Origin of the sequence: Streptomyces sp. NPDC005863, assembly GCF_042871345.1 — a bacterium.
In the GTDB taxonomy this organism is placed as follows: Bacteria; Actinomycetota; Actinomycetes; order Streptomycetales; family Streptomycetaceae; genus Streptomyces.
The window spans coordinates 1,307,428-1,329,253 of record NZ_JBIAII010000001.1; the positions used below are offsets into that span (position 1 = coordinate 1,307,428).

16 protein-coding genes are annotated in these 21,826 nt (G+C 69.9%); 3 read left to right on the forward strand and 13 right to left on the reverse strand.

Annotated elements, in window-relative coordinates; all coding sequences use genetic code 11:
• Positions 1 to 26: 26 nt before the first annotated feature.
• From ACFYO9_RS05735 to ACFYO9_RS05760, 6 genes are all read right to left on the reverse strand, one after another.
• Positions 27 to 2,765 carry a zinc-ribbon domain-containing protein gene (locus tag ACFYO9_RS05735; protein ID WP_358774687.1) on the reverse strand — a complete coding sequence of 913 codons (2,739 nt, stop codon included), beginning with the start codon at positions 2,763 to 2,765 and terminating at the stop codon, positions 27 to 29.
• A 184-nt stretch (positions 2,766 to 2,949) separates the two neighbouring features.
• Positions 2,950 to 3,645 (reverse strand): demethylmenaquinone methyltransferase, encoded by a 696-nt coding sequence (locus ACFYO9_RS05740; RefSeq protein ID WP_355804008.1) that lies wholly within the window; start codon positions 3,643 to 3,645, stop codon positions 2,950 to 2,952.
• Positions 3,646 to 3,828: 183 nt separating this feature from the next.
• Positions 3,829 to 4,428 carry a hypothetical protein gene (locus ACFYO9_RS05745; RefSeq protein ID WP_358774685.1) on the reverse strand — a complete coding sequence of 200 codons (600 nt, stop codon included), beginning with the start codon at positions 4,426 to 4,428 and terminating at the stop codon, positions 3,829 to 3,831.
• Between the two features lie 7 nt (positions 4,429 to 4,435).
• Entirely contained in the window at positions 4,436 to 5,635 is a 1,200-nt protein-coding gene (gene mqnC, locus ACFYO9_RS05750; protein ID WP_355804012.1) for a cyclic dehypoxanthinyl futalosine synthase, read from the reverse strand.
• Positions 5,636 to 5,763: 128 nt separating this feature from the next.
• Complete coding sequence (locus tag ACFYO9_RS05755) at positions 5,764 to 6,483, reverse strand: A24 family peptidase (RefSeq protein ID WP_358774684.1); 720 nt, start codon at positions 6,481 to 6,483, stop codon at positions 5,764 to 5,766.
• Positions 6,484 to 6,670: 187 nt separating this feature from the next.
• Positions 6,671 to 9,787, reverse strand: a complete 3,117-nt coding sequence (locus ACFYO9_RS05760; RefSeq protein ID WP_388665967.1) for a BTAD domain-containing putative transcriptional regulator — start codon at positions 9,785 to 9,787, stop codon at positions 6,671 to 6,673.
• A 464-nt stretch (positions 9,788 to 10,251) separates the two neighbouring features.
• Between ACFYO9_RS05760 and ACFYO9_RS05765 the strand changes: the two genes are divergently transcribed.
• The 3 genes from ACFYO9_RS05765 (at position 10,252) to ACFYO9_RS05775 (ending at position 15,894) form a co-directional block, all read left to right on the forward strand.
• Positions 10,252 to 14,757 (forward strand): DUF6531 domain-containing protein, encoded by a 4,506-nt coding sequence (locus ACFYO9_RS05765; protein ID WP_355804018.1) that lies wholly within the window; start codon positions 10,252 to 10,254, stop codon positions 14,755 to 14,757.
• Between the two features lie 71 nt (positions 14,758 to 14,828).
• Positions 14,829 to 15,356: a hypothetical protein gene (locus ACFYO9_RS05770; protein ID WP_358712204.1), complete on the forward strand. Its 528-nt coding sequence runs from the start codon at positions 14,829 to 14,831 to the stop codon at positions 15,354 to 15,356.
• 166 nt (positions 15,357 to 15,522) lie between these two features.
• A complete protein-coding gene (locus ACFYO9_RS05775) occupies positions 15,523 to 15,894 on the forward strand; it encodes a hypothetical protein (protein ID WP_355804021.1) in 372 nt (123 codons plus the stop codon).
• 72 nt (positions 15,895 to 15,966) lie between these two features.
• On the opposite strand, the gene ACFYO9_RS05780 is transcribed toward ACFYO9_RS05775, so the two are convergent.
• The 7 genes from ACFYO9_RS05780 to ACFYO9_RS05810 form a co-directional block, all read right to left on the reverse strand.
• Positions 15,967 to 16,707 carry a hypothetical protein gene (locus tag ACFYO9_RS05780; protein ID WP_355804023.1) on the reverse strand — a complete coding sequence of 247 codons (741 nt, stop codon included), beginning with the start codon at positions 16,705 to 16,707 and terminating at the stop codon, positions 15,967 to 15,969.
• A 103-nt stretch (positions 16,708 to 16,810) separates the two neighbouring features.
• On the reverse strand, positions 16,811 to 17,419 hold the full coding sequence (locus tag ACFYO9_RS05785; protein ID WP_355804025.1) for a hypothetical protein: 609 nt from the start codon (positions 17,417 to 17,419) through the stop codon (positions 16,811 to 16,813).
• A 94-nt stretch (positions 17,420 to 17,513) separates the two neighbouring features.
• A complete protein-coding gene (locus ACFYO9_RS05790) occupies positions 17,514 to 18,884 on the reverse strand; it encodes a hypothetical protein (RefSeq protein ID WP_358774679.1) in 1,371 nt (456 codons plus the stop codon).
• On the reverse strand, positions 18,881 to 19,210 hold the full coding sequence (locus ACFYO9_RS05795) for a hypothetical protein (RefSeq protein WP_358774677.1): 330 nt from the start codon (positions 19,208 to 19,210) through the stop codon (positions 18,881 to 18,883). Before ACFYO9_RS05795 ends, ACFYO9_RS05790 begins: the two co-directional genes overlap by 4 nt.
• A gap of 42 nt (positions 19,211 to 19,252) precedes the next feature.
• Positions 19,253 to 20,125 (reverse strand): hypothetical protein, encoded by an 873-nt coding sequence (locus ACFYO9_RS05800; RefSeq protein ID WP_358774676.1) that lies wholly within the window; start codon positions 20,123 to 20,125, stop codon positions 19,253 to 19,255.
• Positions 20,126 to 20,352: 227 nt separating this feature from the next.
• Positions 20,353 to 20,985 carry a hypothetical protein gene (locus ACFYO9_RS05805; RefSeq protein WP_358774674.1) on the reverse strand — a complete coding sequence of 211 codons (633 nt, stop codon included), beginning with the start codon at positions 20,983 to 20,985 and terminating at the stop codon, positions 20,353 to 20,355.
• Positions 20,986 to 21,360: 375 nt separating this feature from the next.
• Positions 21,361 to 21,819, reverse strand: coding sequence for a pilus assembly protein TadG-related protein (locus ACFYO9_RS05810; protein ID WP_358712247.1), 459 nt, complete (start codon positions 21,817 to 21,819; stop codon positions 21,361 to 21,363).
• Between the last annotated feature and the right edge of the window lie 7 nt (positions 21,820 to 21,826).

Consider the following 21,826-nt stretch of genomic DNA (forward strand, 5'->3'; position numbering starts at 1 on the left):
TCGGTCCGCGTGCTCACCCCGCGCGCTCAGTCCGTGAGCTGCCAGGTGTCGAGCGCGGTTGTATGCGTCTTGGCGCCCTCGCCCGCGGGCCAGAAGTCCTCGCGCCACGACAGCTGGATCGCGTACTCCGTGCCGTTCTCCGCGATGTAACTCTGGTTGCGGGCGTGGATCGTACGGCCCGACGCGTCGGTGTACGTGTACTCCCAGAATGCCCCGTTCTGCCCCTCGAAGGTGTTCTTCTCCAGACTGATCCGCTGATAGTCGGACTTGTCCGGGGCGGACTTGGTGTGCTTCTCGATGTTCTTGAAGTTCTCGTACGAGGTGTAGGGCGCGTCCGTGACGACGCCGACGAGGAACTCCTCCCGCCCGGTCGACCCCGCATAGGTGATCTGTCCGGGTCGCTCGGGGTTGACGGACTGACGGCTCCATCCCTCCGGCACGGCGAAGGAGAAGCCCTCGGGGTCGGTCACCCGCTCGGTTCCCGCGGGGACCGCCGCGTCCCCGCTCGTGTCGGTACCGGTGTCGGTGCTGGCGCTCGGGCTCGCGCTCGGCGCGCCGCTCGGCTCGTCGGTCCGGCTGACCGAGGGTCGGCCGTCCTTGCCCGCGTTGTCCGACGAGTCGTCCTCGGCGTTCTGCCAGAGCAGGATCCCGGCGGTCGCGCCGCCACCGACGACGACCGCCACGGCGATCGTGGCCACCCAGACGCTCGTCCGCCCACGGGACGCGCCGCCGGCCGGCTGCTGTCCGATCTGGACGGTGTGCGGGGTTCCGGGGCTCTGGGGGCTGTACGCGGGGACGGCGCCCTGGGAGTGCGGGTGGGGGTAGGCGTACGCCGGGGTGGGTGAGACGGGGGTGCTGGGCGCGCTGGGCGTGCCGGGTGCGCCGGGCGTACCAGGGGGATTGGGGGCGCTCGGGGTGCTGGTCATGGTGGGCGTGCCCGGGAGGCTCTGGGCCGTCTGCGTGGGGGCGTACGCGACCGGGGTGGCGTCGACCGGAGTGGCCTCGGCGGAGTCCGCGTTCACCTCGCCGTCGGCGTCCGCGTTCGCGGAGTCTGTGGGGGCGGAGTCCGTGTCGGCCGGGGTCGCCTCGGTGCTCTCAACTTCCGCCACGCCGCCGGGTGCGGTCCCCGTACCCGTACCCGTAACAGGCGGCGCGTACAGCGGCGCTGCGGGAACTGCGGGAGCGATCGGACCCGCACCCCGCTGCCCCGCCATCTGCAGCAGGAACGGCCCCACCAGCGCCGCCGGGACGATCCACAGCAGCCCGAACAGCAGCACCTCGGGGACGCTGATCCCCAGGTCCAGGCCGCCCTTGCCACCGGTGCCCGACCCGCCGAACGCCGAACCCCCGCCCAGCGCCTGGCCGGACAGGTCGACCCCGATCCCGCTGAACCCGGCGAGCAGCAGCACCAGAACGAAGAAGACACCGGCCGCGAGCAGCGCCTCGCCCCGGCCCACGCAGCGCCGGGCCGCGTACACGCCGAGAGTCAGCGCGCAGACCAGGCCGAGGGCCAACGCCCCCACGATCGCCCAGTCGTTGGTGACGTCACCCAGTTCGGAGAGGCCGAAGGACCGGCTCTCGTGCGCGCTTCCGTACATCGAGCTGCTGCCGCTCACCGAGGCCTCCGCGCCTGCGCCCCAGCCGATGCCGAGCGCCGTGACGGCGAGGTTCGGCAGGATGAGCAGCGCGACCAGGAGCGGTGAGATGTCGGAGTCGTCGAGGTCGGTGAGTTCGGCCAGGTCGTCGATCTGGGTGAGGCTGATGAAGGCGGCGACCGAGCAGAGCGCGAGGACGACGGCGAGGGCGCGTACCGCGGCGCCGGCAGCGCGCAGGAAGGACTGCACGCCGGGGCGCGCCGCCACCCAGTGTGACCGGTCGGGGCGGTGCAACACCCCGGCGGAGACGGCGAGTCCGAGCAGCAGCGCGCCGAGCGCGGCGAGCACCGGGGACGAGGAGAGCTCGATGCCCTCGATCTCGGGCTGCGCGAACAGCGCGAGGGCGAGGACGCCCGCGGTCACCAGGAGCGAGGTGCGCACGGCCGCTTCGAGTCCGACGGTGCGGCCCTCGTGTCCGCCGGCCCGCGTCACGAGCCGGGTGCGCTGTACGCGGACGCCGATGTAGAGCGCGAGGACCCACAGCACGGTCACCGTGAGCGGGGCGAAGTGCAGGGCGAACGAGCCTTCGAGCGAGGAGTCCGAGGCTCCGGGGAGGCCCGATGAGTCCGCCGCCCCCGGGATGCCCGAGGAGTCCGAGCCCCCCGTACCGAGGCTCAGGCCGTCGGAGCCGCCGAAGCCCGGCCGCTCCTCCCGGCCCGACAACTCGAAGCCGCCGCCGACGGATTGGAGCAGCAGCGCGAGGGCGATCCGCATCCGGGTGCCGAAGCCGACGACCGGGTCGTCGCCCTGCCCATACCCCGGGATCGCCAGCGCGACGGCCCCGATCAGCAGCAGCGCGACCGGCCACAGCGCGGCCTGCGCGGATCCGGCCCAGCCGGTACGGAACGTACGCCCGAAGAAGGCGCCGACGGGTGAGGGCCCCGCGGGGGCGGCCGGGACCGGCGGGAGCGCCGGCGTGTGGGCGGGCGTGTGCGCGGGCGCGGGTGGTGCGGCGGGCGCCGCGGGAACCGCCGCCGCGGGCGCCCCCGTCGGGGTGGGCGGCGCCTGCGGCGGAGCCGTCGGCTCCGGCAGGCGTTCCTTGCCGCACTTCATGCAGAAGCGGGCCTCATCGGGAGCGGGAGCCCCGCAGTGTGGGCAGTACGACGCCATCGAATCGCTCCGTCAGTCCAGGAGTTCACAGTTCACCAGCAACAGAACCGACCCGTAAGAGACGCATAAGGATGTGCTCGGGTCGTTACAACGGACATATCTTGCCCGGCTGCCGGTTCCCGTCGGAGCGGGATCCCTGTTCTCAACTGAAGCGTTACGTGGCGGGGCGCGCGGCGCCGTCCGGTCAGGCCTGCTTGAACCCCCGGTGCAGCGCGACGACGCCGCCCGTGAGGTTGCGCCAGGCCACCTTCGACCAGCCCGCGTCCGTCAGCCGTGCGGCGAGCGCGGGCTGGTCGGGCCAGCTGCGGATCGACTCGGCGAGATAGACGTACGCGTCCGGGTTGGAGGAGACCGCACGGGCCACCGGGGGCAGCGCGCGCATCAGGTACTCCTCGTAGACCGTGCGGAAGGGGCCCCACGTCGCGTGCGAGAACTCGCAGATCACGACGCGGCCGCCGGGCTTCGTCACGCGGTACAGCTCGCTCAGCGCGGCGTCCGTGTCCTGGATGTTGCGCAGCCCGAAGGAGATGGTGACGGCGTCGAAGGTGTCGTCCTTGAACGGCAGCTTCGTGCCGTCGCCGGCCGTGAACGGCATCCAGGGGTGGCGCTGTTTGCCGACGCGGAGCATGCCGAGGGAGAAGTCGCAGGGCACGACGTAGGCGCCGGCCCGCGCGAACGGCTGCGAGGACGTGGCGGTGCCGGCGGCGAGGTCGAGGACCTTCTGCGCGGGGCGCGCGTCGACCGCCTTCGCGACCTCCTTGCGCCAGAGGCGGGCCTGGCCGAGGGAGAGCACGTCGTTGGTGAGGTCGTAGCGTTCCGCCACGTCGTCGAACATGGTGGCGACTTCGTGCGGCTGCTTTTCCAGGGTGGCTCGGGTCACCCCGCCATTGTGGCAGGTGGGTCCTCTCCCTTGGCGGCGGCCTGCCTCGCCCTGGCCCGACAGCGGGTGCGGGTCGTCGTGGCCGTTCGCGCAGTTCCCCGCGCCCCTTGATACGGCCGTCTCTCGTCTGCGGGTATGTCGGGGTTGCTCGCGCAGTTCCCCGCGCCCCTTACGGGGCACCCCTCAGCGGGCCCTGTACACCATGCGGCCCGTGATCACCGTTGCCACGCAGGTGCTCGCGCCCCTGCGGACCAGGTCTGCCCGGTCGGTCACGTCGAAGATCGCGAAGCGGGCCGGGCCGCCCTCCGCCGGCGGGGGCAGGAGGACCAGGGGGGTCGGCGACAGGGAGACGGGGCCCCGCAGCCGGTCCGGGCGTCGGCCGATCGCCAGGCCCGCCCTGCGGACGGTGTCGAGCACGGGGCGGGCGCGGAGTTCACCCGCGATCGCCACCGTGCCGTGCGCGAACAGGCGCTGCACGCCGCGGCGGGCGCTCGCCCCCAGCCGGGACGGGTCCGCGCGGAAGAGCGCCGCCGCCCGTTCCCCGCCGATCGGCTCCGTGCCGAGGCGGTCCGCCTCGCGCGGGTCGGGGTGGTACGTGGCCTCCAGGAGCTCGGGCCCGTACGGGTTGAGCAGGCCCGGCGTGAGGATGCCGGGCCAGTGACGGACGCGGGCCGCGGGGTGAGCCGCGGCCAGCTCGTCGTACGGACCGACCGCGGCGACGGTGGCCCCCTCGACCAGGACCGCCGCCTCCTGCGTGTGCTCGGCGACGTGAAGTGTCAGCAACGGGGCCTCAGTTGGCGGCGAGGAGCTTCAGCTCCGGGTGGGCCGTGCCGCCCTCGATCGCCGTGGAGGAGATGTGCGAGGCGACGCGGTCGTCGACCGGGTCGTTCGCCGGGTCGTCGTGCACCACGAGGTGCTCGTACGTGGTGGCGCGCTGGGCCGGGACCCGGTCCGCCGTACGGATCATCTCGATCATCTCGCGGAGGTTGTTGCGGTGCTTGGCGCCCGCCGACGAGACGACGTTCTCCTCCAGCATCACCGAGCCGAGGTCGTCCGCGCCGTAGTGCAGGGTGAGCTGGCCGGCCTCCTTGCCGGTGGTCAGCCAGGAACCCTGGATGTGCGCGACGTTGTCGAGGAAGATCCGGGCGATCGCGATCATGCGGATGTACTCGAAGATCGTCGCCTGGGTGCGGCCCTTGAGGTGGTTGTTCTCGGGCTGGTACGTGTACGGGATGAAGGCCCGGAAGCCTCCCGTCCGGTCCTGCACGTCGCGGATCATGCGCAGGTGCTCGATGCGCTCGGCGTTGGTCTCGCCGGTGCCCATGAGCATCGTGGACGTCGACTCGACGCCCAGGCCGTGCGCGATCTCCATGATCTCCAGCCAGCGCTCGCCGCTCTCCTTGAGCGGGGCGATGGCCTTGCGGGGGCGGGCCGGGAGCAGCTCGGCGCCGGCGCCGGCGAAGGAGTCGAGCCCGGCGGCGTGGATGCGCTGGATCGCCTCCTCGGCGGACACCTTCGAGATGCGGGCCATGTGCTCGATCTCGGAGGCGCCGAGGGAGTGGATGACGAGCTGCGGGAAGTTCTTCTTGATCGCGGCGAAGTGCTCCTCGTAGTACTCGACGCCGTAGTCCGGGTGGTGGCCGCCCTGGAACATCACCTGGGTGCCGCCCAGTTCGACGGTCTCCGCGCAGCGGCGCAGGATGTCGTCGAGGTCGCGGCTCCAGCCCTTCTTGGTGTCCTTCGGGGCGGCGTAGAAGGCGCAGAACTTGCAGGCCGTCACGCAGACGTTCGTGTAGTTGATGTTGCGCTCGATGATGTACGTCGCGATGTGCTCCGTACCCGCGTAGCGACGGCGGCGGATGGCGTCGGCGGCGGCGCCGAGCGCGTGCAGCGGGGCGTCGCGGTAGAGGTCGAGCGCCTCTTCTTCGCTGATCCGCCCACCTGCGGCGGCACGGTCGAGGACGGACTGGAGGTCGGCCTTCTCGGTCACCGGGGCGTCCCTTTCGTAAGGGTTGTCATTCAGCAGGCGCGTAGCGCTTCGAAACAAGGGTGGGGGTGGGAGACGGGTGGGCGGACCAAGCCAGCGTACGCCAGCACGATCCGCCGCCCGACGTGGGCTCAGGCGGCGTAGCCGCCGAGGAGCAGCCCCACGAACGCGCCCGCGATCAGGAACGGCCCGAACGGGATCGCCGTCTTGCGGCCCGCCCGGCGGGCGATCACGAGCCCCGCCCCGTACAGCGCGGCCAGCAGGAACCCGGCGAAGGTCCCGAGCAGCAGCACGCCCCACCCGTACCAGCCGAGCACGGCGCCGAGGGCGAGGGCCAGCTTCACGTCGCCGAAGCCCATGCCGCCCGGGTTGATGAGGAAGAGCACGAAGTACGCGCCCGCCAGCGCGAGCGCCCCGTAGAGCGCCCCTGACCACGAGCCGCCCTGCTCGGGCACCAGCGTGACCGCTCCGAGCAGCGCGAGCGCGGCGCCGGCGAGCGGCAGCGTGAGCACGTCGGGGAGCCGGTGCACGGTGAAGTCCACGACGGCGAGCAACACCCCGAAGGGCGCGAGCAGCAGCCAGGCGCCGAGCTCGGGCCGGGTCCCGGTGGTGGCGGCGACGGCGGCGCAGACGAGGGCGGTGACGGTCACGACGCCCCAGGTACTCGGCCCGTACCAGCCGCCCCGCGGGCAGCGCGCGAGCCCGGCCCAGGAGCCGATGGGGTCTCCCTCGGGGCTCTCGGCACGCCAGTCCTCGCCGGGCGCGACGGACAGCCGGTAGGCCGCGCGCGGCACGAGGAGACCGGTGAGCGCGCCCCAGAGGGCGGCACCGAGAACGAGGAGCGGCAACAAGGGTCGGGGCTTCCCTTAGGGGACGGATGGGTGGGTACCAGGGGGGAGACCCCGGCCGACCGTGTCACGGACCGGTCGGCCGGGTGCGTCGTCGGCCGGGTGCGTCGTCAGCCGGGTGCGTCGTCAGCCGGGTGCGTCGTCAGCCCGTTGCGTCGTCAGCCCGTTGCGTCGTCGGCCGGGTGCGTCGTCAGCCCGTCGCGCCGGCGCCCGCGCCGCCGCGCCACGTCGGCAGCAGCTCGTCGAGGAGCGCCTCCGTGCGGGGCGGCAGTCCGCGGGCGCCGCTGCGGGCGACCAGGTCGGCCGCGACCTGCCGCAGCCGGGCCGGGTCCGCCGTGGCGTGGGTGGCGCGGAGCAGCTCGTTCCAGAGGCGCTCGTCGGCGGGCGCCGAGCCCAGCGCCGCGTTGAGCGCCTCGATCGCCTTCTCCGCGCGCCCCTTCTCCAGGTGGAACTCGGAGAGCGCCAGGCCGATGTCGGCCACGAGCAGCGGCAGTTGGGCGTCGATGATCTCGTGGGTGAGCCACCCGTACCGCCCCTGCGGGCGGTCGGCGAGCAGCGGCCCCCGTACGAGCACCAGCGCGTCGGTGAGCATCCGCCCGCGCACCGCGCGGTTGCCCGCGCCGCGCCCCTGCGTGGCCTCGTGGTAGAGCGAGCGCAGCACGTCCAGGTCGGAGACGACGGACTTGGCGAGCGTGAGCCGCCCGGTCGCGTCGGCGCGCAGCCGGGGCGCGCCGTCGGGGTCGGTGCCGAGCCACTCGCGGAGCCGGTCCACCAGCGCGTCGCGCACGTCCTCGGTGACGCCGCGCGGCCACAGCGCGGAGGCGAGCACCCGGGGGTGCACCCCTTCGCGGTGCAGGAGCAGCAGGGCGAGCGCCTCGTGCATCAGCGGGCTGCGCTCACCGTCCGGGGTCTCCAGGCCGATGATCTCGTACGTGCCGACGAGGCGGGCGTAGACCGCGGGCCGCCCCTGCTCGGTGACGTCGACGAGGAACGGCGGGGCCGCGCCGGTGGGTCCGTCGCCGGGCCCGGACGGCGTGCCGGAGCCCTCCGGGTCGGCGTCCGTGAACAGCTGGACGACGGCCCGCTGCTGGGCCTCGGGCAGCGCCTGGGCGGCGAGTTCCAGGCCGAGCAGCGGCGCGAGCAGCTTGCCCTCCCGGGTGACCTCCATCTCCCAGGCGGCGCCGGGCAGGTCCCCGGACTCCGTGCCGACGAGGTAGCCGATGCCCAACCGGCTTGCGTCGGCGGCGAGTTCGGCGAGCTTGACGGCGTCCTCGGCGCTCGGCTCGGCGGCGAGCAGCACCAGGTGCGGGGCCCAACGGGTGTGCTGGGCGGGCCCGGTGCGGCCGGTGAGCACGGAGTCGTGCCCGGCGGCGCCGAGCGCGCCGCGCCGCTGCCGCGTCTCGGCCTCCATCGTCTCGATGAGCGCCTCGACGTCCTCCAGGTGGCGCAGGCGGTTGGGCGCGAGCGGGGTGAGGTCCTGGCCGAAGCCGACGACGGTGATGGTCATCCGGTCCGACCAGCCGTTGGTGGCGAGCTCGGCGGCGACCGAGGCGAAGACCGCGGCACGGTCGGCCGCGCTGCCGCTCAGCGAGACGATGCCGGGCACGGACTCCAGGTTGAGCAGCAGCCGCGAGTCGTCCATGGTGCCCAGGCTGACGAGGCCGGGGTAGGGCGCGGCGGTGTCCACGTCCTCGTACCGCTCGGCGTCGGCGCGCGAGAGCATCCAGAACGTCTGGTCCTGGCCCAACTGCCAGGGCGCGGGCGGCCGTCCGGCGGGCTGGGCGAGCTGCAGGTGCAGATCGCCGTTGCTCAGCCAGGCCGCGTACACGGTCGGCAGGGCCCGGTTCTCCTCGGCGAGCGAGGCGGCGAGCCCGCGCAGCGACAGGTCGAGCAGGCGTACGCCTTCGGGGTCGGCGCCCACGAGCAGCGCGTCCTGAACGTCGGCGGCGTCCCCGGTGGGCGTCGGCGGCTGCATGCCGCCACGCCCGCCGACCGCGCCCATGGCCGACTGCCACAGGGCGTGCCGGCGCCGCCGGCCGAGCGCGCCGAGCAGTCCGGCGGCGAGGAGGGGCGCGCCGAGCAGGGCCTGCGGCAGCCCGAAGTCGGAGTTCGTGATGCCGTCCAGTACGCCGCCGTCGGTGGCGGTCGGAGTCTCGGCGGTGGGGGCGTCCGGGGCGGGGGTGGCCGGTGCCTGCGGCATGGCGGGGGTCTCGGGTGAGCCGGGGCGCTGCTCGGGCAGGACGATGTGGGCGGTGTCGCGGTCGACGGAGCTGCCGGAGTTGCCGGCACCTTGGGCGCCGTCCTGCCCCTGCTCTTGCCGGTGATCCCCGGTCTGGCCCCCGGCCTGTCCCCCGGTCCTGGAGTAGTCGGAGATCTGCTCCTTGACGTCCTCGGAGACCTTGGGCGCCTCGTCGGGCATCTCGACGAGCTCGCCGCCGTGCGCGTCCGCGGGCATCTCCATGATCCAGCCGGGCCGGATGAGGCTGGCCTCGGAGAGCTTCGAACCGTCGGGCTGCTCACGGTCCTTGTTGAGCTGGTAGATCTCCTTGTACCGGCGGCCGTCGCCCAGGTGCCGCTCCGCGACCTCCCAGAGGGAGTCGTGGTGGCGCCCCTCGGGGGGCTGGATCCGGTAGTACTTCGTGTCCCCGGCCTGGTGCCCCGCACCGCCGGCGTGCGCGGCGGCCTGGTCGGCCTGGGCGGCGAGCGCGTCGGCGGCCAGGGAGGTCTGCTCCTGCTGCTGCCCGAAGAGGCCGGGGGTCTGCTGCGCGGACGCGGCGGACGCGGGCCGCTGGTTCCCCTCCAACGACTGCCCGAACTGTGAGAGCCCCGGCGCGAAGCTGGCGGCGGTGGCGCCGACGAGCAGTACGGCGGCGACGAGCTGCCGCGCGAGCATCTGGCTGCCGCCGGCGCCCGGCACCCGGTTCGGGATCCCCACCCCGGAGAGCGCGGCCTTTATCTCCACCAGCACGCAGGCGGTGAACTGCGCCCAGGCGAACCACACGACGACGGTCAGCACGTTGATGAACGTGCCGACCGTGATCTCCTGCTGCAGCCACTCCAGCGAGGGCGTGCCACCCGGCAGCGGCCACCCCACGAAGACGACGAGCGCGGCGGGCACGGCGACGAGCAGCGCGGCCAGCGCGACGAACGCGAGGAAGGCCTTGACGAAGTCCCCGAAACTCCGCCGCCGCCGCGGCAACGGCTGCGGCGTACGGTTCCGCGGACTCCCCGGAGACTGCGGATTCGGCTGGTTCCGCCGGTTCGGCTGATTCGGCGGGCTCGTCGAGCGTGAGGTGGTGCGCGCCATGGCGGGTGTCCTGGTGTCCTGTGGGGAGGAGTGGGTGGGTGGGTGAAGGTGGAAGGCGGCCGGGATATGGGTCGGGTGAGCGTACTGGGTGATGGTACGTAAGGGGCCGGAGGTCAGACAGGGGCGGACGCGGGGTGGGCGGTCCGGTTACGACCGGGCTGTCCGATAGGCCCGATTGCGAGTGGCGCGGACTCCGGGTGGTTTGCCGGGGGTGGGGGCTCTGAGTGCGGGGGTTGGCGGGGGCGGGGACAGGCTGGGGGTCCCGTCACAGTTCCGGTACGGATCGGATGCGGTCATGCGGCACCTACGCAACTTCGCTTCTGCGATACACAGGGGGCCCGAGATCGGACCACGAGGTGGCACGGGACCAACGTTTGGTCGACCGCCCACCACGCCTTGGTGGAACGTAACTGTTGTGTGGAAGGGGACGAGCGGTGGCGTCATATCGGCCCACGGACTGGCACGTGCTGGATCTTGAGAAGGATCCGACGCCGGGTGATCCGCACCGGGTGCGATCGCTGGCCAAGAATCTCCATGACTTCTCCGAGGATGTCGGCCGGGTGCTGCGCGACATCAAGGGGATGGCGGGCGAGGACGCGATCCTCAAGTGGGCGGGCAAGACGGCGGACGCGTTCACGGAGAAGTTCGAGGACGCCCCGGACAAGCTGAAGAAGCTCAAGAAGAGCTACGAGATGGCGGGCGACGCGCTGGCCGCGTACTGGCCGGAGCTGGAGCGCGCCCAGTCCCTCGCGGACAAGGCGCTGGCCAAGGGCCGTGAGGCGCAGGCGGACCTGAGCAGCGCCAAGTCCCGCCTCTCCTCGGCCGATTCGTGGATGGAGCGGGCCGGCAAGGAAGCCGACAAGTACAAGGACGACAAGGATTCCGGCGGCGGCAAGGACGTGCCCAAGCCCGACCCGGACAAGGTCAAGGCCGCCACCCGCAACGCGAACTCGGCGGAGAAGGCGCAGAAGTCCGCCCAGGGTGATGTGGACTCCGCCAAGAGTGCGCTGGACGCGGCGAAGAAGATGGCCGAGGACGCGCGCAAGATGCGCGAGGAGGCGGCAGGGACCGCGAAGAAGAAGATCGGCGAGGCCTCCGACGCGGGCATCCGCAACCGGCACTGGTGGGAGGAGGTCGGCGACTGGGTCACCGACAACTGGGACACCATCGTCGCCGTCTGCAAGGTCGTCGTCGCGGTCGTGGGCGTCATCGCGATGATCGTGGGCGGGCCCATCCTGGCGGCCATCGTCATCGTCGCCGGTGCGATCGTCCTGGCCGACACCTTGAGCAAATACGCGAAAGGCCAGGCCACCTTGATGGACGTGGCATTCGCGGCCATGGACTGCATCCCCGGCGGCAAGGGCCTCACCACCGCCGCCAAACTCGGCAAAGGCCTGAAGGGTCTCAAGGGCGGTCTGAAGGGCTTCAAGTCCGCCCGCACTGCGCTCAAGGATGGTGCCAAGGGTGCGTACAACCGCGTCAAGAGCAAGATCAAGGGCTGCGGCGACCCCGTCGATGTCGCCACCGGCCAGATGTTCCTGGAGGAGACCGAGGTCTCGCTGCCAGGCGTCCTCCCTCTGGACTTCACCCGTCGCGTCGCCTCGGGATACCGCAGCGGCGGCTGGTTCGGCCCAACCTGGACCTCCACACTCGACCAGCGCCTCGAAGCCGACGAGGACGGCCTCGTGTTCGTCACCGAGGACGGGATGCTCCTCACCTACCCTCACCCGCAGAACCCGGGCTCCCCGGTATTGCCGGAGTCTGGGCCACGACAGCCGTTGGAGCGCCTGGACGATGGCGGCTACAGGCTCACCGATCCGCTGACCGGCCACACCCGCCGCTTCGCCCCGCCGACCGGCGATGACGGGGTTGCGCCACTGACTCGGATCTCGGACCGCAACCACAACACCATCGACTTCGACTACGACAGCGACGGCGCCCCGCGCGCGATTCGGCACAGTGGTGGCTACCACCTCACCATGACTGTCCAGGACGAGCGCGTCACGACCCTGTGCCTGGCTGGCGCGGCCGAGGACGGCTCGGGCCTCGTCCTCAAGCAGTACGGCTACTCCGACGGCAACCTCACCACTGTCACCGGCTCTTGCGGGCTCCCAATGAAGTTCACGTACGACGAGCGGCTGCGCCTCACCTCGTGGCAGGACACCAACAACAGCCGTTACGAGTACACCTACGACGACCAGGACCGCTGCGTCGGCCAACGGGGCATCGCAGGTCACCTGGCGCACACCTTCACCTACGATCTCACCCACCCCGCGTGGCCGGGATGCCGTATGACGGAAGTCCGCACGGCAGACGGTGCGATATCCCGGGTGGTCGTCGACGACCGCTCCTTGATCATCGCCGAGATCGACGCATTGGGCGGCACGGTCACCACCGAGTACGACCGCCTGCAGCACGTCGCCCGGACGACCGACGAGCTCGGCCGCGTCACCCGGCTGGTCAACAACGACCACGGGCAGCCCACCTCGGTGACCCGGCCCGACCACGCCGTCATCCACATCTCCTACAACGAGTTGAACCTCAAAACGGCCATCGATCTGCCCGACGGCACATCGTGGCAGTACAAGTACGACGAGCGCGGCAACTGCACCTCTGTCACCGAACCTTCCGGGGTATCGGTGCGCCATAACTTCACGGCAGCAGGCCACCCGCGGTCGGTGACCGACGAAGCCGGCGGGACCACCTCGGTGCAGTGTGACGCCGCGGGTCTGCCCATCGAGGCCGTGGGCCCGACAGGTGCGGTCACGCGGTGGAGGCGTGACGCACTGGGACGTCCCACCGCCGTCACCGACCCGCTGGGGCACACGACCCGGTTCGCGTGGTCGACAGAAGGCAGGCTCATCCAACACGCGACGCCCGACGACGCGGTCGAGAGCTGGACCTATGACGGCGAGGGCAACTGCCTCAGCCACACCGACCGGGCGGGGCGGACCTCCCGCTTCGAGTACACGCACTTCGACCTGCTCACCTCCCGCGTCGACGCCGACGGCACTCGCCACCGTTTTACCCACGACGCCTCTCTGCAGCTGACCCGGGTCGTCGACCCCGAGGGTTCGTCGTGGGCCTACGAACACGACGCCGCCGGACGGCTGACCGCAGAGACGGACTTCGACGGGCGCCGCTTGACGTACACGTATGACGCCGCCGGACGCCTCGTATCCCGTACGAACGTCGCCGGTGAGTCGACTGTGTTCGCCTACGACGAGCTGGACCGGGTCGTCCGCAAGGAGACCCCGGACGCGGTGACCACCTACGCCTACGACCTGTTCGGCAATCTCGTCGAAGCGGAGAACCCCGACAGTCGACTCGTCCTGGAACGATCCCGTTCGGGGCGTCTGCTGTCCGAGACGGTCGACGGCCGTTCCCTCACCTACTCCTATGACGAGGCGGGTCGCCGGACAGGCCGCATCACTCCCACCGGGGCGAGAAGTACGTGGACCTTCGACGCTGCAGGCAACCGAACGCAGCTCAACGCCTCCGGCCGTCTCCTGCACTTCACGCGGGACGCGGCCGGCCAGGAGGTGAGCCGGCGCATCGGTCGGGGCATCAGCGTGCGGCACGCCTTCGATGTGATGGGACGCCGCACCACGCAGACGGTCAATACGGCGAACGGCCGCATGGTCCAGAATCGCGGGTATGACTACGGTGCCGACGGGAACCTCGTGAGCATCAACGATCCTTCTTCCGGTGACCGTCGATTCGATCTGGACTCCCAGGGTCGTGTGACAGCCGTGCATGCCCCGAACTGGTCGGAGACCTACGCCTACGACTCCGCGGGCAACCAGACCATGGCCTCTTGGCCAAGCGTGCACCCTGGCCACGACTCCACAGGAGCGCGCGCGTATGAGGGAACACAGCTCACCCGCGCCGGCCGTACCCGCTACGAGCACGACTCTCTCGGCCGCGTCGTGCTGCGCCAGAAGACGAGGCTGTCGCGGAAGCCGGACACATGGCGGTACACGTGGGACTCCGAAGACCACCTCACCGCAGTCACGACGCCGGACGGCACGCGCTGGCGCTACACGTACGACCCCCTCGGACGACGTGTCTCAAAGTCCCGTCTCGGGGACGACAGTGACACCGTGGTTGAGTGCACGGTCTTCACCTGGGACGGCATGGCCCTCTGCGAACAGACGACGGCGGGCGAGGCGCTGGCACACCCGGTCAGTCTCACCTGGGACCACGAGGGTTCCCACCCTGTCGCCCAGACCGAACGCAGGCTCCCGGCAGAGCCGACCGAGCGGCTCCAGCGGCCCGACCGACCCGAGCTGAGCCAGCACCGCGAGCTGCCTGAGCTGCCCGACAAGGAGGTCGACTCCCGCTTCTTCGCGATCGTCACCGACCTCGTCGGGACGCCCACGGAGCTCATAGACGAAGCTGGAGAGGTCGGGTGGCGTGCTCGCGGCACGCTCTGGGGCGCGACGGCGTGGAGTGCCGACGGCTCGACCTACACGCCGTTGCGCTTTCCGGGACAGTACTTCGACCCCGAATCCGGACTGCATCACAATTTCTTCCGCTACTACGACCCCGAGACCGCCCGATACCTGACATCCGACCCTCTGGGCCTCGAAGCGGGCCCCAACCCTGCGGCCTACGTCCACAACCCGCACACCTGGACGGACCCGCTGGGCCTTGCCCCCAAGTCCTGCACAACAGATGCTCTCCCGTCGCAGAACCAGGCACGGCGTGACGCTATGCGGAAGGCGGGGATCCCCACCAGCCAGCAACCGGTTAAATCCATCAAGACCGATTCCGGATATCAGTACGTTTACGAGGTGCCGGCACCTGGCGGCGGCAAACGCACGATGCTGGTGACCGACAACACGCTCGACGACGTGGCCGATCACGGACCGCATTGGGAAGCAGGGCCCGCGAAGGAGCCTCTCCGGATGGACAACCACGGTCGTTATCGTGTCGTGAACCAGAAAGTGAAGATCGATTACAAGTAGTTGTCGACGTACGAACAGCTGTCGGCGGGCGTCACCGTTTGCCGTGGTCGCGGAATCGAGGAGGAGCCGGTTTGAGTACTGCGGATGCCTTGCGCCGTAAGTTGCGGGAACGGGACGGGAAAGCAGCCCGTCAGGATCTGCTGCAACGCTTCGGTGCGTTGGGCGGGAATGCCCAGGCCGTCTCCTGGGTCTCCCTCGACGAGTCGGACTCCCTCGTGCGGAGGTGGGGATCCGTGCTCGGCGTGCCGGCCGGAGAGCAGCTCACCTTCCGCCCGCCGGCCTCCGGTCAAAGGACTTGGACCTGTGCCTGGACCGTGCGGGCCGAAGAACGGCCCTCGGCTCCCCCGGCCTACCCCGCCCAATCCGTCCCTCTGCCGACCTCGAACGCCTCTCTCTTCCTCCTGTTCGGCGACTACCGGTCCATGGGCATCGCCCGCTCGTCCCCCCACCTGCTGACCGACTTCTTGGAAGAGCTCGCCTTGGCGGACGGCGATGGCTTCATGGCTGTCACGGAATCCCTCGACTACGTCCTCCAGGTGGACGTGGAAGAGAACGAGGGCACAACGGAACTCGAGCTGGCGGTATGGGGCGATGGGTAGTCACCATTTCAGGACGCCCGGAGGATCCGGTGAGCACCACGACTTCGGCCGTCAGGATGGGGGACAGTTGCGAGGTGGTCGAGCTCGGCCACCCATACGGCACTGAGCGTCGAAACACACGAGTATCGGCGTATGAACAGGCGAACGCCGCAGGAGGGACACGAACGTGGGCAGCAAGGGCAAGAGCGACCTCACCATCCCGCTCACCGACCTGGAGGACTACGGCAGCCGCCTGCGCTCCATCAAGACCCGCATGAACCGCACGAAGAAGACCTTCGAGTCCTACAAGGACGACATCGGCGACGGCGGCGTCTACGACTCCCTGGAGGACTTCGAGTCCAACTGGGAGGACGGCCGCGAGGACATAGGCCAGCAACTGGACCAGCTGGCGGACCTGTCCGACGCGGTCGTACGCGAGTTCAAGAAACTGGACGACGACCTCACCAAGAAGATCAACGACGCGGTGAAGACGGACGGGAAGGGCGGCAAGGGGAAGGACGGGGGTGGCGGGAAGGGCGACAGGGGGGACGGGAAGTAGCCGCGGCCCACTAACGAAGTTGGGCTCCACTGCCCCGACGGACCCTGGTGGCAGGCAAGCCTCGCAGGCTCCTCAGCCCAGCGGATCGTCGAAGCTGACCAGGCCCACGCAGTCTCGCAGGATGCGGCGATAGTCATCTCGACGGTGCAGGGCCCGTGTGCTCAAGGTCAGCACGGCGAGACGCTGTCCGTCCGGATGCGGCAAGTTGGCGTGAATCTGGAGCAACGGCTGGGTACCGAGTCCGCCGACCGCAAGAGGGGTCCTAAGTGACTCGCTGAGACTGGCTGGTCCACAGGCCGCGTCCTCGACGTACTCAATACCGGTGTGAACGTCGCCCTGATTCGCCGTCACGGCGCGCGCTGCTGTGACGGGACACGGAGCCATGGCGATGGCACGCCATGAAAGCGTCAGGAAGGACAGCAGAGGTTGACCACTGCCTCCTGGCCCGGCGACGCCAACTCGTTCACCGGACCTCTTACTGTCGTCGTCCAGAGAGCCGTCGTCTTCGGTTCCAACGTCATCGTGATGCAGACCGATTGCGCTGTAAACCGTGCCGACTTCGCAGAGAGCAACAAACAACTGCCCTAGAGAGCCAAGCTGTGCCCGAAAGATCCGCCGGGTCAGCTCGTCAGGCGCAGTGTCCAGCAATGAACTCAAAACGGCGCTGAACGCAAGTTCCCCTGACGGCTCCACCGCATTCAGCAGCATCTCCTGCGGAAGGGTGACGAATCCTGCGGGCACCGTGAACCAAATGTCGGCCTCGGGGTCACGGGCAGAGTCATCGATGACGAAAAACGACGAGTCGCTGGGCATGGGATGCAGCACCACCTGTGCGAGCAAGAGGACGGCGGGCGGGCTGACGCTGCCCGCCCGATGAGCTCGCCCACACTCGAAGTGGGGGCTCATTTCAGTGCGGTCACACGGGCGGACCTGCCGCTTCGCGGACCCGGGCACCAGCCCGGCGGGCCCGCTCCACCGCCGCGGAACTGACCTTCTGTCCTTCTGAGACGGCCCGCCCGCCCAAGGCCCCTGCCTGATACAGAAGATGCAGCCGACGGGGCGCCGATCCATCGCGACTCGAAACGGCGACTACAGCCAGAAACCGTGGGTCGCCGGCAAACCACAGCGGCTCGATCTGCGCCCGACGCTCCGGCTTCGCACCAGGCGCACCAATCCGCCTGAACCACCAGTGGCTTCGAAAAGCCGCCACGAAGGTCAAGGGCACCCGCTCCGCGGGGTTCTCCGGATTGGCGAATTCGAACCACATACGCTTGTCCGAAGCCGCAGGGTGCGGACAAATACCTTTGGGAACATCGTCGATGATCTGCCATCCATATTCGCCCATCACCCGCCGCATACGGATGAGACTGACCACGAAGGACGCCTCCACCAGAACGCGAAACGGCGCGTAGAGGAGAAATGGAAAGAGAACCCAACCGATGGAGGCCGGAAGGCCAGAAATCGCAAAAAGGCTTCCGAGAGCCACGCACAGCCAGCCCAGAGCTCTGAGGAAACTGCCGATCATGCTCCTCGCCCAAGACTGTCGGCTGGGCTTGTGGCCCCACGCCACCCGGTGTTCATTCGGCTTCATCGAAGTCGGCTCCTCACAGTAAACAGCTTCACCTGAAGACATGTCGGGCTACATCGACAACTCCACTGCCGTCGACGCCAAGGCGTGTTCCATCGATTCCAGCCACGGCTCCACCCTTGATTCCGTCGTCATCCGCGTCCACCACTTTCATGGCCAGTCCGAATCCCGCAGTACCCACCCCCAACGACGTCGAGGTCATTTGGACCGCGTTGACGACCGAGTCGGCCCTCGCGCCCCGAACGGTCGCGGTCAGGAGCGAGTTACCAAGTCCTGTGAGTGCCTTCGCCTCGTCCACCGTGCGGGATCCGAGCCGAGCGATCCGGTGCCCCAACGGCAGCATTTCTCCCGCATCTCCGGCAGCCTGCATGGCCGTTCGCGTCCCTTTCCACACCGCCCCCACTCCCGGCGCCGCCCCCAGCACGTCGCCTCCCACCGTCACCAGATTGCTCCAGAAGTCCTGGTCCAGCTCGCCTTTGGTGACGCCATCCCACAGCGAGGCCCGTAGCTCCGGGTCAGCGAACACCCGCAATGCGAGTGCCCCCGCACTCAGCCCCGCCCCCACCAACAAAAGCACCGCAGCCGCCGTCCCGCCCGAGACCACGAACAGCGCCACCAACCCCACAACTGCCGCGACCGTGCTGAGGATGTCCGGGAGGTTTTCTTTGATCCACTCCATCGTGTCCTCGAACCAACCCGGTTCGTGCGGAGCGAGTTTCGCCGTGGCGGTGCGGATCTTCGATGCCCGTCGGCCGGCTTTCTCCTCGTGCTCGTAGGCCAGTCTCCTGGCCCTGCCAAGGATGCGCTCGAGTTCCGCCTCGGCTTCCTCCACGCGGGCGTCGGCTCGGCCGAGTGCCTTCTTCGCGTCGTCGTGGCCCGCGGCCTTCCCGGCCTTCAGGCCCGGGGCCTCGGCCGCCGCGTCCGCGCCGCCTCTCGCTCTGCGCAGAGCATCGCGCGCGTCCTTCGCCTCAGCGTTCAACCGCTTCGCGCGCGCCTGGAAATCCTCCAGTTCACCGTGCCAACGGTCGAGCTGGCGGGCCGCCTTGCCGATCGAGTTCGCGGCGTTCCGGAGATTCTTCGCCAGCGGGCCGTCCTGCAATTGCTCGCGCCAGGCGACCGCCGCGTCGCCCGCCCAGTAGCTGCCGTCCATCAGCTTGGTCACGGTTGCGTGCGTGTCGTCCAGGACCTTCGCGCAGCTGACCAGTTTCCTGTGCAGCGAGCTGACCGTGTCGCAGTTGCCGGGCACCGGGTTGAAGCCGAGTGCCGGGTAGTGGGGGTTCTCGATGTCCTTGCCCGGGTCGGGCACCGCCGAAGGGGACTTCAGGCCCTCGGGCAGGTCGGTATTTCGTGCCGCGGGAGAGTGCGCGTACGGGTCGGATTCCAGGCCGGGCGTGATCGTCATTCCGCTCCTCCACCGTTCTTCCGCTCCTCCTTTTCCCGGGATTTCCTCATGGCCTCTTCCAGAGCCCTGTCCACCTCGAAGTAGCTCTCCTTGTTGTCGCCGATGATTTTCGCGAGATCCTCGGCCTGCTCGCCGATCTGCTCGGTGCCGTACTTCCAGTCCTCCTGGAACTCCTCGCACGCACTGTCCAGATCATCCGTGCCCAGCCCCGAGACGGTGGCGCCGGAGAGCGCCTTGTGCAGGCCCTTGAGTGCGTCGTTCGACCTCTTCAGTTGCCTGCAGAACTTGTCGAGTTCCGTGCCGTCGACTCTCAGCCTTTCGGCCATGCGGCCAGGACCTCCCCGTAACTCGAGCTGGGCATGCCGTCATCACCTGTTGACCGACTGGATCTCCTGGACGTGCACGTCCTGGGTGCTCTCGAACGTGCCGTTCGGCAGGTCGCCCGTCGCCCCGCCCGTCCCCTTCCAGGAGATGGCCCACGTGACGGAAGCCGTCAGCGGGTAGGGACGGCCACCCGTAGCGCGGAGGTACTCGACACCGCAGGGCGGGTCGCCGGTGGCGGCCGCCTCCCTGCTGTACGGCGTGCCGATGCTGCCGTCCTCGCCGATCTCACAGTCCCCGGAGGCGGGGTACGTCCTCGCCTCGTCCGTGCCCGGCTGAAGGTGGAGGGCGACGGGCTTGGCCGTGGTCACCGCGTACAACCCGGTGCCGGGCAGATCGGCACGGACTCCGACGGCCTTGAACGTTCCCTTGTCGAGCCACATCCAGGTGGGCAGGTTCACGGTCGAGCCCTGCGTGGGCTTCAGCTCGACCCTGGTGTCCGGGACCCGGATCTTGTCGTACGCGAAGGCGGCGAGGGTCTCGGGGGTCGGGGCGTACGCGTCCTCGGGGATCGCGCCGGCGGGCTGCCAGAACATGATGCGGCCGCAGTCCCACGCCTTCGAGTCCTGGTACATCCCCTTGCGGACCGTGCTGCGCCAGAACATGCCCTTCTTGCCGAGGTTGTAGTTCTTGTAGCCATCGGCGTCGGGGCTCCGGGGGAGGTGCAGGCCGGCGGTGCGGGCCGGCTTCCCCTTCCCGTAGTGGTCCACCCAGAGACGGTTGCTCCACCACACATGGGCATTGACCAGGCCGCCTTCGCCCGTCGCGACGGCGGCCTTGAGCTGCTCCGGGGAGAAGACCGGCTCATACCAGCACGTCGGGGGCCGCCAGTTGGGGTCCACGGATCTGAGCTCACCCATGGACGCCTGCGCCGTCCGCCCACCGGGTCGCGTGAGTTCGATCCTGGAGTGGGAGACCGACGCCATCAGGTCCCTGCCCGAGGCATCGCCGCCGACGCCCTGCGAGGGCGCACTCGACTGTCTGTCCACATCCTCACCCCACGCATGGGCCCTGACCGGCACAGAGGCCAGTACGAGTAACGACACGACCAGCAGGCCGGGGGCCCTGCGGAGGCTGCGCTCCCCCATCAGCACGCGCCCCGCTCCGTCTCCACCGTCGTCGTTCTCCATACGCCCTGCTCGGACTTGTCGAGACGCGTTCGGTACTGGAGTCGTGGGTCAGTACCCTTCGGAGTGCCCTTTTTCTCCCCGGTCTTCCGATTCTTCGTGTACCCCTTGCTCTCGTCGACGCAGTAGAAGAGGACTCCGAAGCCCTCGTTGCTCAGATGCACCTGAGGGGCGAATACCCGGCCTTCGCCGACCAGAGTGTGATCGTCGTCCACGAAGCCCTGCACCCACTTGCGTGCGGACTTCAGGGACGCACCCGTGTTGTAGAAGGCGAGCGCCTCGGAGCGTGGGTCGGCCTCGATGATGGCGGCGTACTCGGCCCGGAGCTCTTCCTTCCCGTCATCCAGGATGGCCTGCAGCTGCGGGTCGCTGTTCGTCCAGTTCTCGAACTCCACTCGGAAGGACGACGGCAGCGCGACTGTCGGGCGACCGGTGCGGGGCGCGGGCCGTGACGGGGAGGCGGTGGGGTCCGTGCCGGCCGCCCCGGCGGTCTCCGCCCCGGCGATCCGGTCGTCGTCCCCGCCCTCGTCCGCCGGGCCTCCTCCGCACGCGGTCAGTATCAGGGCCGCGGACACGGTGAATGCGGCGGTCACGAGGTGGGGGCGGTAGGGCACTTGGGGGCTCCCGGAGGCGTGGGTTCGCTGAAGCGACGGTCACGCTAGTGGGGTGGCCCGGGGGTGGGTGGGAGGGGGGAGGCTGGCACTCGGACGCGTGGGTGGGGTGTTCCGTCCGGGGCGGGTCGGGGGCGGTGGGTGGGAAGTGCCTGGCGCGGACCGGGTTTCGTCCTGCCGGTCGGCAGCTCCTCGCTCGGCCTCCCCACCGCAATCGCCCCCGGCATACGCCGAAACGCATCATCAATACGTGTGATGAGCCGAGCGGAAGCGCGCCGTCCCCCTCGCGGGATTCGGCGCACGGAAGCCGAAAGCCGCCTCCCCCTACCCCCGGCCCCCGGGCCCCGTCGGCGACCCTCAGCCGACCTCGTTCTCCGCCACCGCGCTGCCCCGCACCGTGACGTCGCCGCCGTAGAACATGCCTGTGAACACGGGGCTGTAGGTCAGCTGGACCTCGACCTCCACCCGTTGGGCGCTCGCGTTCACGCAGTGGGTCGCCGCTGTGTCGCGGGCGTTGAGGCCCGCCTCCGCCGCGAAGGCCTGGGCTCGGGCGCCGCAGTTCTCGTAGTTGATGGGGGCGCCCTTGACGCCCTCGTATATGCCTTCTCTGTCTATGTCCTGCGCGGCGTACCGCGCCGCCTGCTCCGCGATGTCCGCGGCGCGTTCCCGCTTGGAGATCGACAGGCCGCCGTCGATCACGAACGCGGAGAGCGAGAGGAACACGATCGCGAAGATGATCACCGCGCCCGCGCCCGAGCCCCGGTCGTCCAGGGCCTCGCGGCGCGCCCGCACCCAGGCCCGTACCGGCCGCCTGATCGCTGAC